This is a genomic window from Elizabethkingia miricola (genome assembly GCF_001675285.1).
In the GTDB taxonomy this organism is placed as follows: domain Bacteria; phylum Bacteroidota; class Bacteroidia; order Flavobacteriales; family Weeksellaceae; genus Elizabethkingia; species Elizabethkingia miricola.
Map to the genome: position 1 here is coordinate 118,408 of NZ_LSGQ01000005.1, position 13,786 is coordinate 132,193.

The 13,786-nt window shown below is 35.6% G+C and carries 11 protein-coding genes; 10 read left to right on the plus strand and 1 reads right to left on the minus strand.

Annotated elements, in window-relative coordinates; all coding sequences use genetic code 11:
• The first annotated feature begins 36 nt into the window (after nt 1-36).
• From ATE49_RS07615 to ATE49_RS07660, 9 genes are all read left to right on the plus strand, one after another.
• A complete protein-coding gene (locus tag ATE49_RS07615; RefSeq protein ID WP_065081680.1) occupies nt 37-1,170 on the plus strand; it encodes a 3-hydroxyacyl-CoA dehydrogenase NAD-binding domain-containing protein in 1,134 nt (377 codons plus the stop codon).
• A 74-nt stretch (nt 1,171-1,244) separates the two neighbouring features.
• Nucleotides 1,245-1,658 (plus strand): hotdog fold thioesterase, encoded by a 414-nt coding sequence (locus ATE49_RS07620; RefSeq protein ID WP_065081681.1) that lies wholly within the window; start codon nt 1,245-1,247, stop codon nt 1,656-1,658.
• An 80-nt stretch (nt 1,659-1,738) separates the two neighbouring features.
• A complete protein-coding gene (pcaF, locus tag ATE49_RS07625) occupies nt 1,739-2,944 on the plus strand; it encodes a 3-oxoadipyl-CoA thiolase (protein ID WP_065081682.1) in 1,206 nt (401 codons plus the stop codon).
• A gap of 133 nt (nt 2,945-3,077) precedes the next feature.
• Nucleotides 3,078-3,671, plus strand: coding sequence for an acyltransferase (locus ATE49_RS07630; protein ID WP_034870715.1), 594 nt, complete (start codon nt 3,078-3,080; stop codon nt 3,669-3,671).
• Between the two features lie 36 nt (nt 3,672-3,707).
• Complete coding sequence (locus ATE49_RS07635) at nt 3,708-4,313, plus strand: transposase (RefSeq protein WP_260255922.1); 606 nt, start codon at nt 3,708-3,710, stop codon at nt 4,311-4,313.
• Between the two features lie 393 nt (nt 4,314-4,706).
• Entirely contained in the window at nt 4,707-7,202 is a 2,496-nt protein-coding gene (gene paaZ, locus ATE49_RS07645) for a phenylacetic acid degradation bifunctional protein PaaZ (protein ID WP_065081684.1), read from the plus strand.
• A gap of 55 nt (nt 7,203-7,257) precedes the next feature.
• Nucleotides 7,258-7,947 carry an SMUG2 DNA glycosylase family protein gene (locus tag ATE49_RS07650; RefSeq protein ID WP_065081685.1) on the plus strand — a complete coding sequence of 230 codons (690 nt, stop codon included), beginning with the start codon at nt 7,258-7,260 and terminating at the stop codon, nt 7,945-7,947.
• An 8-nt stretch (nt 7,948-7,955) separates the two neighbouring features.
• A complete protein-coding gene (locus ATE49_RS07655) occupies nt 7,956-10,631 on the plus strand; it encodes a DEAD/DEAH box helicase family protein (protein WP_081278430.1) in 2,676 nt (891 codons plus the stop codon).
• A gap of 16 nt (nt 10,632-10,647) precedes the next feature.
• Nucleotides 10,648-11,412 carry an enoyl-CoA hydratase/isomerase family protein gene (locus ATE49_RS07660; protein WP_065081686.1) on the plus strand — a complete coding sequence of 255 codons (765 nt, stop codon included), beginning with the start codon at nt 10,648-10,650 and terminating at the stop codon, nt 11,410-11,412.
• 41 nt (nt 11,413-11,453) lie between these two features.
• On the opposite strand, the gene ATE49_RS07665 is transcribed toward ATE49_RS07660, so the two are convergent.
• Nucleotides 11,454-13,055 (minus strand): class I SAM-dependent methyltransferase, encoded by a 1,602-nt coding sequence (locus tag ATE49_RS07665; RefSeq protein ID WP_065081687.1) that lies wholly within the window; start codon nt 13,053-13,055, stop codon nt 11,454-11,456.
• Nucleotides 13,056-13,179: 124 nt separating this feature from the next.
• Between ATE49_RS07665 and ATE49_RS07670 the strand changes: the two genes are divergently transcribed.
• Nucleotides 13,180-13,785 carry a hypothetical protein gene (locus tag ATE49_RS07670; RefSeq protein WP_065081688.1) on the plus strand — a complete coding sequence of 202 codons (606 nt, stop codon included), beginning with the start codon at nt 13,180-13,182 and terminating at the stop codon, nt 13,783-13,785.
• Nucleotide 13,786 lies beyond the last annotated feature (1 nt).

Below are 13,786 nucleotides of genomic sequence, written 5' to 3' on the forward strand. Positions count from 1 at the left end.
AGTACATTTTACATAGTACATTTTACATGATATAAAATGAAAAATATAGGAGTAATCGGCTCAGGAACAATGGGGATTGGGATAGCTCAGGTAGCGTCGGCCAACGGATGTAACGTGTTTTTGTTTGATGCAAATTCTTTGCAAACCGAAAAAGCATTACAAAACCTGAAACAAACATTGACGAAGCTTGCTGAGAAACAAAAGATATCAGTTGAAGAATCTGAACAAATTTTCAGCAGAATCAAATTTTGTACAAGGCTGCAAGAGCTAAAAGATGCCGATTTAGTTATTGAAGCCATTATTGAAAACAAAGAGATTAAAACCAAAGTGTTTTCAGAGCTGGAGGATTATGTATCCGATACTTGTATAATTGGCTCCAATACATCTTCTATTTCAATTACTTCATTATCGTCCGAGCTGAAAAGACCAGAGCGTTTTATTGGTATTCATTTTTTCAACCCTGCACCTTTGATGCCTTTGGTAGAGATTATCCCTGGATTACTCACGGATGAACAATTACCACAGAAAGTTTACGATTTAATGAAATCCTGGAACAAAGTTCCGGTAATTGCGAAGGATATTCCCGGCTTTATTGTCAACAGAATTGCGCGCCCTTACTATGGTGAGGCATTAAGGATTGTTGAAGAAAATATAGCAACACCACAACAGGTAGATGATGCTATGACCAGTCTGGGTAATTTTAGAATGGGACCTTTTGAACTGATGGATCTTATCGGAATCGATGTAAACTTTGCCGTGACAACAACCGTTTATAAGGATTATTTCTACGATCCTAAATATAAACCTTCCTTACTACAACAACGTATGGCAGAAGCCAAGCTTTTGGGGAGAAAAACAAATCGGGGATTTTATGACTATCGGGAAGGAGCTGTAAAGTCTGTCGCTCATAGGGATGATGCATTATATCAAAAGATTTTTATAAGAATTATTTCTATGCTGGTTAATGAGGCTGTGGAGGCCAAAAGACTAGGTATTGCCAATGACGAAGATATAGAACTGGCAATGCAGAAAGGTGTAAATTACCCTAAAGGCTTACTAAGCTGGGGACAGGAAATTGGTTATAAAACCATTTCCGAAACACTTCAAAACCTCCATGACGAATACCAGGAGGAACGCTACAGACAAAGCCCTTTACTTAATAAAATATAAAAGTAATTAAGAGTATAATAAACATATGTCATGCTGAGCGTAGTCGAAGCATCTATTGTTAAATTAAATAAATAATGAAGCCAGAACAAATTGCAGATTATATGCTCAGTCAGGATGAATTCTCCAAATGGATGGGAATAAAACTGATAGAGGTTAAAGAAAATTATTGTTTAATAGAAATGCCAGTCAGAAAAGAAATGCTGAATGGATTAAAAACTGTTCATGGTGGAGTAACTTTTGCTTTTGCTGATTCAGCTTTAGCTTTTTCTTCCAACAATTCCGGAGATGCAGCAGTAGCACTGAATTGTGTGATAAATTTTACAACTGCCGGAAGAGAAGGTGATATTTTTCGTGCGGAAAGCAAGTTGGTGAATGAAACCAGAAAGACTGCAGTTTATGATATCAATATCACAAATCAGGAACAAAAATTAGTAGCAAAATTCACAGGAACAGTTTATAAAATTGGAAAAAAAGTAACTGAATTATAAAGATGTTGAGTGGCATGAATTTGAAAATGTGATACTTTAATTTTCAAATTAGCCTATTCTCAAATTTTCAAATTAGTATTATGAACAACGTATACATCATAGATTATATAAGAACTCCTGTTTCAAAGCTGCAAGGAGGTTTATCTGAAGTAAGGGCAGATGATTTAGCCGCAATAGTTATTAAGGAAATAATGGAGAGAAACCCGGAAGTTCCCGTAGATGAAATTGAAGATGTTATTTTCGGATGTGCTAATCAGGCCGGAGAAGATAACCGTAATGTAGCAAGGATGGCTCTTTTATTAGCTGGCCTTCCATACAAAATAGGAGGAGAGACAGTGAACAGGCTTTGTGCCTCAGGAATGTCCGCTGTTGCCAATGCTTTCCGGGCTATTGCTGCAGGTGAGGGAGAAATTTATATTGCAGGCGGTGTAGAGCACATGACGCGCTCTCCTTATGTAATGTCTAAACCAAGTGCTGCATATGGACGGGATAGCCAGATGTATGATACAACTTTCGGATGGCGGTTTGTAAATCCTAAAATGAAAGAAATGTATGGTGTAGACGGAATGGGGGAAACTGCAGAAAATCTGGCTGATCTGCATAATATCAGCAGAGAAGACCAGGATCAATTTGCATTGTGGTCACAACAAAAAGCTACTAAAGCACAAGATAGCGGAAGGCTGGCTGAAGAAATGGTAAGAGTAGAAATTCCACAAAGAAAAGGAGATCCTGTAGTATTTGATAAAGACGAATTTATTAAGCCTACAACAACTATAGAAGTATTGGCAAAGCTTCGTCCTGCTTTCAGAAAAGAAGGTAGTGTAACAGCCGGAAATGCTTCCGGAATGAATGACGGTGCTGCTGCTCTTATCTTGGCAAGCGAAGAAGCTGTAAAAAAATATGGTTTAAAACCAAAAGCAAAAATACTAGGATCTGCTGTAGCCGGAGTAGAGCCCCGAATTATGGGAATAGGTCCGGTAGAAGCAACCCAGAAGCTGTTAAAAAGACTAAACCTTTCTTTGGAGGATATCGATATTATTGAATTAAATGAAGCATTTGCCGCACAAGCACTTGCCGTAACCAGAAGCTTAGGTTTAGAGGACAATGATCAGAGAGTTAATCCAAACGGGGGAGCCATTGCAATAGGACATCCGCTTGGAGTATCAGGAGCCAGAATTATTGGATCTGCAGCTCTGGAATTACAGAAACAAAATAAAAAATATGCGTTGTGTACACTTTGTATCGGTGTTGGACAAGGCTATGCAATGGTAATTGAAAAAGTATAATATTTTCAATAATGTAACAATATAACAATGTAACAGTTTCCAATAGAATATATACTCTTTCAATAAGGCAGGATATTTATTGTTACATTGATAAACTGATACATTGCTAAATTAAATTTTTAATAAAAATTTTATGAACATTTACTCCTATCATGGTATTCGTCCCATTATAAAACCTTCTGCCTATGTCCATCCTCAGGCAGTAATTATTGGGAATGTAGAGATTGGTGAAGAAGTGTATATCGGTCCCAATGCTGTTATCCGCGGTGATTGGGGAAAGATTATTATAAAAGACGGAGCCAATGTTCAGGAAAACTGTACGCTTCATGTATTCCCAAATATTGAAACCATTTTGGAAGAATCAGCACATATAGGACATGGCGCGATTATCCATTCCGGACATATCGGTAGGAATTGTCTTGTAGGAATGAATGCGGTAGTAATGGATAAGGCTGTAATTGGCGATGAATGTATTATTGGAGCGCTAGCTTTTGTTCCGGCTAATTTTAAATGTGAGCCCAGAAAGCTGATCGTAGGGAGTCCCGCAAAAATTATACGTGATGTTTCTGACGAAATGATTCACTGGAAAACCGAAGGGACAAAACTCTATCAGGAATTGGCAAGAGAAGGAAAAGATGCTATTGTTCCTTGTGAACCTTTTACAGAATTTACAGAGCAAGTCCCTACAAAAGTAGTAGACTACAGCATCTGGGCTGATTTGAAATAAAGTAGTAAATTTAAACCTTATAGGTTTTCAAAACCTATGAGGTTTGGAATAATATTTAAGATTAAGAGAATGAAAAATCTGGAAAGTTTTGATTTTGGTCATATCTATCATGTATATAGTCATGCTAATGGTAAAGATTTGATATTTAAAGAAGAATCCAATTATCATTATTTTCTGGAAAAGCTTTCTAAATATATTACTCCGATTGCTGATATTTATGTATACTGCCTTCTCCCTAATCATTTTCATTTGCTTTTAAGATTTAAAGATAAGAATGGAAGTAGTAAAGATGCTCATCAAACATTAATGAAACCGTTTAGTAATATGCTTAATGCCTATGCAAAAGCATTTAATAAAAAATATAATAGAAGAGGCTCTTTATTCCTAGACTTTCTTAAACGTAAGAGAGTTGATAATGAGAATTATTTGCTAAAGCTTGTGCATTATATTCATAATAACCCTATAAATCATGGGTTGGTTAACTTAATAGAGAACTGGAATTATTCTTCTTACAGATCTTATTTAGATTTATCAAAAAGTAGTAAGTTGAAACGAAATGATATTTTACAATACTTTGACTCGACTGATGATTTTGTTGTTTTTCATAAAAGTATTGTAGAATATGACTTCTTAGAAATGTAAAAATAAAGATTTAATAAGTATGAATTTAAACCTCATAGGTTTTCAAAACCTATGAGGTTTGATAAAGTTTAAAACATAAAATAATTATAGCCTAAAATGCAGAATTTCCTGAAAAAATATTGGTATGTCGTTCTGATTGTATTGAGTGCACTCCACTTTTTAGGATATTTCATAATAAAAGCTATGATTGGTATCTCAGATGCATTAGAGCATGTGGATTCCGATACAATAGAAAGACGCCTCAAATCAAAAGATTTTTTTTATACAATTCTTCTTGATTCAATCTTTATTCTGGATTTTGCACTAATACTCTTTCTTGTATATCTGGGGGGTAAAAAAGTCTTACAATTGATCTTAAAAAAATAAACATCAAATAGTAAAGTATTCTTTAATATGGAAAAACTTAAAAATTATATATGCGGACAATGGACAGAGGGAACAGGTAACGGAATTCCGCTTTACAATGCTGTTACAGGAGAGCAGGTTGCTATTTCAGATACAGAAGGACTAAACTTCGAACAAGCTCTCGACTATGGAAGAACAATAGGTTATAAAAACCTGTCTTCTATGACATTTTATGATCGTGGGGAAATGCTGAAAAAAGTAGCATTATATCTTCTGGAGCGTAAGAAAAAATACTACGAATTATCATATAAAACCGGAGCTACTCATGTAGACTCCTGGGTAGATATAGAAGGTGGATTTGGAACATTCTTTACCTACTCCGGATTAGCAAAAAGAATGCTGCCTAATACTCCGTTTTGGGTAGATGGTGATACGCAGAAGATTTCAGCTAACGGAACACACTTGGGAACACATATTCTAACTTCAAGCGAAGGTGTTTCTGTACAGATTAATGCCTATAATTTCCCGGTATGGGGAATGTTGGAAAAGTTATCCACATCTTTACTGGCAGGTGTACCAAGTATTGTAAAACCAGCAACTCCCGGCTCTTATCTTACAAATGTTGTTTTTCAGGATATGATAGAAAGTGGTTTGCTTCCCGAAGGAGCTGTCCAGTTGGTTTGTGGAGAACCCGGAAATATTCTGGATTATGTACAGGATGGAGATTCTGTTTTATTCACCGGATCTGCTAATACCGGAAGAAAACTAAAATCTTTACCTTCAGTTGCCGGAAATGCTGTCCGTTTTAATATGGAAGCAGATTCTCTGAACTGTTCAATTTTGGGGTTGGATGCCAGGCCGGGAACTCCTGAATTCGATTTGTTTATTAAAGAGGTCCGTAATGAAATGACAACCAAGGCAGGGCAGAAATGTACTGCTATCCGCAGGATTATCGTACCTGAACATTTAATTGGTGATGTTCAGAGTGCTCTTTCCAAAGCATTGGATCAGACAAAAATAGGAAATCCTCTAAACAGAGAAACCCGAATGGGATCTCTGGTAGGAAAACAACAATATGAAGAGGTTCTGAGAAAAGTAAATCTGCTGAAAGCCGAAACAGAACTTGTATATGATGGGAAACATGAGCTGGTAGATGCCGATTATGAACATGGTGCATTTATGAGTCCTAAATTATTCCTGAATGATAAACCTTTTGAAAAAAATATATCTCATGATATAGAAGCTTTTGGCCCTGTTTCTACTTTAATGCCATATAAAGATGCAGAAGAGGCTGCCGCTTTAGCAAAAAGAGGAAAAGGAAGTTTAGTTGGTTCTATTGTTTCTTACGATGATAAATTCGTTGCTGAAACTTCCTGGAAGATGGCTTCCCAACATGGACGTATATATGTATTGAACAGAGATAATGCTAAAGAGAGTACGGGACATGGCTCACCCCTTCCGACACTGATGCATGGAGGCCCGGGAAGAGCTGGTGGTGGAGAAGAAATGGGTGGACTAAGCGGACTTCACTTCTTCCTGCAAAAAACGGCTATTCAGGGGTCACCGGATATTCTGACAGCTATCACAAAAATTTATCAACAAGGAGCAGAGAAAAAATACTCAGATAAACATCCTTTCCGTAAATATTTCGAGGAGGTAGAAATTGGAGACTCATTGGAAACAGCTGGAAGAACAGTAACTGAAGCAGATATTGTAAACTTCTCTAACGTTTCATGGGATCACTTCTATGCGCATACTGATGCTACCAGCCTTAACGGAACAATTTTCGACAAGACTGTAGCTCATGGCTATTTTATCCTTTCAGCAGCAGCCGGGTTATTTGTTTCCGGTAAAAAAGGACCTGTAATTGCAAATTACGGATTAGAGAATTGTGCTTTCTTTAAGCCTGTATATGCAGGAGATACCATCACGGTATACCTGACTGCAAAAGAGAGAATCAACAGAGGTGTAAAAGGTCGAAACATACCTAGTGGTGTGGTAAAGTGGCTGGTTGAGGTGGTAAACCAAAGAGAAGAAGTAGTTTGCGTGGCAACAATTCTGACATTGGTAGCTAAAAGATCTCCTTTTATTGATCTGAACGTAAGAGATATCAAAAAAATATTAAATGGTTTAACGGAAAGCTCAAAACCTGAATGGGGTAAAATGTCTCCACAGGAAATGCTGGAGCATCTGGAAACTACCGTTAACTATGGTATGGGAAGACCTGAAGCAGAAAAGTATTATACACCTGATGAACACCTTGAAAAGTATCAGGATTCCTTATACAATCACAGAAAAATGCCAAAAGAATTTCCGGCGCCATTCCTTCCACAGGACGGAAGCTTACCGGAATTGAAACATAAAAACCTGGAGGCTGCAAAAGAAGCTTTCCTTAATGCAATTCAGGAATTCTTGATCTATTACAGAGAGAATCCACAGGCAGAGCATATCCATTTTGTATTTGGTAAAATCAATAAAGAAATGTGGGAGCTAATGCACAGAAAGCATTTCACTCATCACTTCGAACAGTTCGGATTAATATAGTACAGAGATCATGCTGAGCATGGTCAAAGTATTGGTAAATTAATATATTTGGAGAGTGAAGAATACTTTTGCAGATAAAGTCATAGATTTTAATAAGACCCTTCGATATTCGGGAAAACTACCGGAAGGATTTAATGTACTGAATCCTTATCTGGACAATCCTGAAACGATGGTTGTGATGCAAAAGTTTTATCATAAATATTATAATGATTCAAACCAGCGCAGATTTATAATTGGGATCAATCCCAGTAGACATGGTGCAGGGGTAACAGGAGTTCCTTTTACTGATACCAAACGGTTGAATAGTGAATGTGGTATTGAAATGAAATCAGTGCATACCCATGAGGTTTCATCTGTCTTTATGTATGATATGATCAATGCTTTTGGTGGAGTTGAGAAATTCTATAAAGAATTTTATATCAACTCTCCTTTTCCTTTGGCTATTGTAAGAAATACAAAAAACGGTTGGCTGAATGCTAATTATTATGATGATAAACAGCTTTTTGAGGATGTAAAAAGCTTTATGATAGCTTCTCTGAAACAGCATATAAGTCTGGGACTGGATACTTCTGAAGTTTTTGTATTAGGGAAAAAGAATGCAGACTTTATCCACAAGCTAAACAAAGAAGAAAAGTTATTTGATAAAATCAATGTTCTGGAACATCCTCGTTATATCCAGCAATACAAATCAAAAGAGAAAGAAATATATATAGATAAGTATATTGTAGCCTTTTCTGAAAAATAATCTGATGAATGGTAGATATGAAAGAATTTCCGGAAGGAATATTATTCAGATATAGTTGGCGTAAGTATCAAAAACAATTTTTAGATAATCTTCAGGATTATCTTTCGGACAATCACCTTCATATTGTTGCTCCACCTGGTTCTGGAAAAACAGTTCTTGGATTAGAGATTATGCTCCGTATTAATAATCCTACTTTGATTGTAGCTCCTACTTTAGCTATAAGAAACCAATGGGCACAGCGCTTCGGAGAGCTTTTCCTTCAGAGTGACACACTTCCGGAGTGGATTTCTTTTGATTTGAATAAACCTGCTTTTGTAACCCTGGCTACTTATCAGGGAATTCATTCAGTAATAAAAAGAGATGCCGAAAGTAAAACCGTTGAGAAGAAATTAAACAATGATTCTTTTTTGAAGTTAATTAAAAAGTTGAAAATTGGAACTCTTATTCTGGATGAGGCACACCATCTGAAAAATGCATGGTGGCAAAGTATTATTACGATAAAAGATCAACTGAATCCTATAGTAGTTGCACTCACTGCTACCCAGCCTTTTGATGTTTCAGAAAGTGAATGGCAGAATTACATAGAATTAAATGGTTCTGTAGATGCAGAAATTTCTGTTCCGGAGCTTATGTTGGAAGGTGACCTTTGCCCTCATCAGGATCTTATATATTTTACACTCCCGACTTTAGAAGAAAAGCTGTCCATAGATCAGATTTATCAATATGCAGACAACCTGTATAAAGAAATAAAGCAAGATGGTGTAATTATCGAGGCTATTGTTAATCATTATATTTATAAAGATCCGGAAAAACACCTGGAATGGATTTATGATAATGTATCTTCATATACTTCGGGGCTCATCTTTATGAATGCAATAGGGATTAAAATAGCTGATATTCATTTTCAAATTATTGGTGATGAGCAAAAATATATTCCCGAGTTTGATTTCTTCTGGTTGGAAGAGTTACTGGAGTTTTACTTATTTACAGATGATATACATTTTAAAAAGTATGAGGATTCCAGGCAAGCTATAGAAAACAGATTAAAAAGAAATAGCATTTTAAAAAATAAGACTATTAGTTTCTTTCAGAACGAAAAATTAGAACATATTCTAAATGCAGGTTCTGGAAAATTAGAAGCTATTAGAAATATTACAATTAGTGAGAGTGAGAATTTTGGAAATGATTTACGCATGGTAATTCTCACTGATTTTATAAGAAAAGAATTTATTGCTAATGATATTGAACCAACTCCTAGTCCTGATAAAATGGGGGTGGTTCCTATTTTTGAAATATTAAAAAATGACCCTTTAGTTGGAAAAGATATTGGTGTTCTTACCGGTTCTCTTGTTATTCTACCTAGAGAATTGGCTAATCAGCTTGTAAAAGATTTCCCCGACAAAGATGTTTCCTTATCAGAAATGAAATCTGATGGCAATTTCGTGCAGATTTATCCAAAAGATAATAATCAAAGTTTTCTTGTGGAAATAGTAACACACTTTTTTCAGGAAGGGAGAATAAATATTCTAATCGGAACAAAATCATTACTGGGAGAAGGTTGGGATGCTCCCAAAATTAATAGTCTTATTGTTGCAAGTTTTGTTAGTAGCTATGTATTAAGCAATCAGATACGAGGGCGGGCGATAAGAACAGATAAAGATAATCCTGAAAAAGTAAGTAATATCTGGCACCTGATCTGTTTTAACGAGAGAGATCCTGAAGGCGGAATGGATTATCAGAAAATGGTAAAACGCTTCAAAACCTTTGTAGGTGTTTCTAATAGAGAAAATGAGCAAATTGAAAATAATATTGAACGTCTCAATATTAAGACAATTGAGAAGATATCAGAAATAAAGGAGATTAATAAAGAAATGATTTCTTTAGCACGCAGAAAGAATGAACTTAAAGATAAATGGAACAGAGCATTAAAAAAAGGCGATCATCTTGTAGAAGAAATACAAATTGAATCTCAAGATCCGGATAAATGGCAGGAAAAGAAATTTAAAAGCCTTAGTAAAAGTATTGGCCACTTTATGGGAATGTTAATATCTTCTGTACTTATGTTCTGGGCGGAATTTCTAGGAGGTATTATAAAATCTTTAAAGTCCTTTCAGACATTAGAAGGTGCATATTTATTTATATTTTTATTCGGAATTGCAGGCTTTCTAACTTATGGAGGAATGTTCTATCGGTCATTAATGCAGTATCTCAGGTATAAGAATATTTCTAAAAATCTGGAAAAAATAGCCAGAGCTATATTGTCTTCATTAATCAGTGAAAGAGCTATAAGAACATCAAATGAAAAACTTAAAATTGTTGTTTCTTCAGATGAAAGGGGAAATAGTATTTGCCACTTAGAAGGAGGAAGCTATAGTGAAGCCTCAATATTTATATTAACTTTACAAGAGCTTCTGTCAAAGATTGATAATCCCAGGTATTTATTAAAGACCAAAGGAATTCTTTTTTTGAAAAATAGTATTAACTATTATCCGGTTCCTGATATTTTTGGAAGAAATAAAAAAAGTGCAGAACTATTTGCCAGAAATTGGATTGAAGAATCAGGAGCAGCCAGCTTGGTGTTTACAAGAACAATAGAAGGCAGGAAGCTGTTATTAACTTTGCGATTTAAAGCATTAGTCAGAAAAAATAAACATATAGAGCATATCCATAAATGGATAAGATAATCCAATAACAAAAATTATGAACGAATTCGTAATATCAGAAATTAAAAACAATATCGCAGAAATTACTTTTGGAACACCAAAAAGCAATTCATTACCTGGTGCTATTTTGGAAAAACTAGCTCAGACTATTTTAGAAGAAGGTGTAAAGAAGGAAGTAAAAGCAATCCTTATAAAAAGTGCCGGAGAAAAAGCTTTTTGTGCAGGAGCTAGTTTCGACGAGCTTCTAGCCATTGATGAACTTGATACTTCTAAGAAGTTCTTTGGAGGTTTCGCTAAAGTATTGAATGCCATGAGAAATTGTGGGAAAATAATTGCTGTAAGAGTACAGGGAAAAACAACCGGCGGTGGAGTAGGAATTGCCTGTGGAGCAGATTATTGCTTTGCAACCAAAGATGCAGCCCTTGCTCTTACTGAAATCAACCTGGGAATAGGACCTTTTGTAATAGGACCTTATGTAGAAAGAAAAATCGGAAAATCACAATTTTCGGCAATGGCAATAGATGCAGAGTTTAGATCTGCAGAATGGGCAGAGCAGCATAATATTTACCATTCAGTATCTGAAAATATTGCTGAAATGGATGCAAAGCTCGATGATTTTCTTCAGAAGCTTTCCACCAGAAGTGATGAAGCATTAGCATTGATTAAGAAAGTTTCCTGGGAAGGAACAGACTATTTTAATATGCTGATGCCAGACAGAATTCACATGAGTGCTAGCCTCATTTTAGAGGATTCAGCTAAAAAGAATATTGAGGCAATTAAAGAACACCTGAGAGCAAAATAAATAAAAGAGCGATTATAAAACATAATCGCTCTTTTATATTACTAAGCTTTTAAAAGATTTATAGAAACTGTTGCCAGATCCGAGTCAGGAAACTTTCTCGAAAATTCCGGGCTAATACTTAATCCTGTTTCTGTACATACTTTTCTGAAAACATCAACTTCAAGAATGTACTGATCCGAGAATCCATGAGTAGTTTCGTAAGCTGTTGCAGCAGTCTTGCCCAGATTATTTTGGGTAAGTTCTGGATTCAGGGAATGGAGTTCGATTATGAGTAATCCATTTTTCTTAATATAAGGAAGCCAGAGCTCCAGATGTTCCTTCAGACTTTCCTCTACAATATTGTTAGTGAGTCTTTCTCCGCGAAAGGCAAATGCTCCGGTTGAAGTACTTATTCTTTCCGGGTTTTTATTTTCCGGAGTTTTCCATACACGGTTATGGTCCAGGAAGGTTCTAATGTTCAATAAATCTGAAAGTTCAATTTCATAACTTTCTCTAAGGTCCTCCGCCAGCTTTTCGGGGTTTCCGATATCACCCCAGATAACCTTCGCCCAAATATCATTGTTGATGAGGTTAGCACGGGTCGCTTTCAGTGCTGCCGGATTATAATCTGCGCCTACTAAAAAAAGAGGATGTTCTTCCAACATTTTTCCACGCAAGGTTTGTCTCTCTATTGTTTCGAAAATATGCTGAATAAAGGCACCATTACCACAGCCCATATCTAATATACCTTTGGGCTGTAAATGAATAGGCTGATTGAAAACCTGAATAATAAAATCATTGGCTACCTTAAAATAGTTAGAATGTGCACCACCGCTTCCCCATACATTCATAGCACGATCAACATGTATCTCATCATCACCTTCTGCTATTTCCCGTATTTTGTGTGCATCCCCAAATAATAACTCATCCAACTTGTTCAGCATCGGCAGATAAGAGACAGTTACTCCATATGAGGCAGCCCGTTTGGCATAATAAACACCCATTTCTGTAAATTTATAATTGCTTCCGTTTTTTCTGAACCATCCCAAATGAGTAAGGAAGTCCAGAATAACCTCAAAGTTTTCTGCTTTTTTATGAAATTCGGCTGCCTGAAAGGACGTTTCCATAAAATACTTATGAAACATACCAGTCATACCAAGATATACAATTACAGGGCCTATAATACAGCCTTCAATATGTTTTAATATTTGCTCCTGAATAGCTTTCTCCTCAGGATTATCAGAAATTTCAAGATCAAAGTTACTCTTCATAGCTGCTGCAAGAAGACTAAATTCTTCTATAAATGAAGTTTCCAAAATCTGATTTCTAATATCTGTAGACTTTTTCAGAAAGGGAATAATTTTGTTATACAAAAAGGAGAATTTCTTTAATAGCAAGGTACTGCTGTTTGCTGTAACAGAAACTGTATTTTTGTTATTATCTATATTATAAATGATAAATCCTTGTGAGCCCAAGGTATGTAAAGCAACATTCAGATAACCTTCATTAGCTTTAAATTGTTCTGTAAGATCGGAAAGATTAATTGTTTCTTTTTCTAATATATGGTCGATGATACCTTTCTTGTTTAGTGATACGGCTACAGGAGCAGTAACAATACCATCTAAATGTCTGAAGATGGATGATCTTAGAATTTCCTTATTCATTCTGTGTTGTTTAGCTTCCTAAAGTTAATAATTTGAGAAATTGTTTTGACAGAATGAAAGAAAATTTAAAAATTATTTTGATGGTTAAAAATAAATTATAACTTTGTATTTCAAAGTTCTTTATATGGATCAAAATTATCATAAAGATTTGTCTCATATCCGGCATATGATGGAACGTTCTACACGTTTTCTGTCACTTAGTGGTATGTCCGGGATAGTAGCCGGAGTTATTGCTTTATTGGGAGCGGCTTATGCCTATAATTATTTAGGTGCTACCAGATTCGATTATGAAGGAAGAAGCCTGCATACAGTAGAAGATAAGGTTACCCATCTTATTATTGTTGCATTGATTGTATTAGTGTCTGCAATAGTTTTCGGAGGATTATTTACCTGGAGAAATATTAAAAAGTCCAATCAGCCTTTCTGGACTGCAGCGACTAAAAAGCTATTGTTCAATTTTTGTGTCCCTTTAGCCTTGGGCGGGATATTCTGTATAGGCCTTGTTGCTCAGCAGTATTATATATTAATCGCGCCAATGATGTTGTTTGTATATGGAGCAGCTTTATTCTGTGCTGAAAAATATACTTTGGATGTTGTTAGGTTTTTAGGAATTTCCGAAATGATATTAGGAATTATAGCAATATTTTTCCCGGGACATGGATTACTTTTTTGGGCCTTGGGATTTGGAGTTTTGCACATTGTATATGGTATACTCATGTATAAGAAATAAG